The organism is Hungatella sp. SL.1.14 (assembly GCF_024460495.1).
GTDB classification, from domain to species: domain Bacteria; phylum Bacillota; class Clostridia; order Lachnospirales; family Lachnospiraceae; genus Hungatella; species Hungatella hathewayi.
The window spans coordinates 1-296 of record NZ_JANFYJ010000417.1 but is presented as its reverse complement, the minus strand read 5'-3'; the positions used below and the strand labels follow the sequence as shown (position 1 = coordinate 296).

The window sequence follows — 296 nt, the reverse complement described above, 5'->3', positions numbered from 1 at the left end:
AATGAATCAATCTAAATAGGAATCTCCTCAATCTCATACTGCGGATGTCGCTTCCAAAAACGTATCTGATTCTTACAAATATTGATACATACCCTCAACAGCCATGCCTATCAATGTTCTTCATCAGCAAACTTTGGCTTTTTTACAAGCATACGCACATAAGTTTCCTGTACCGCATCCTCGGCATCATGAGTATTCGACAGCATAAAAAAAGCCATCCGGTATATCTGTTCCATATATTTCAAAAATAATTCTTCTCTATCCATTAGCACTTGCACCTCTATAATAGTACACAC

1 protein-coding gene is annotated in these 296 nt (G+C 37.2%); it reads right to left on the bottom strand.

Annotation, left to right across the window (positions count from 1 at the left end):
• Positions 1-110: 110 nt before the first annotated feature.
• A partial coding sequence (locus NE473_RS31635; RefSeq protein ID WP_305148720.1) for an RNA polymerase sigma factor occupies positions 111-296 on the bottom strand: 186 nt, incomplete at its 5' end.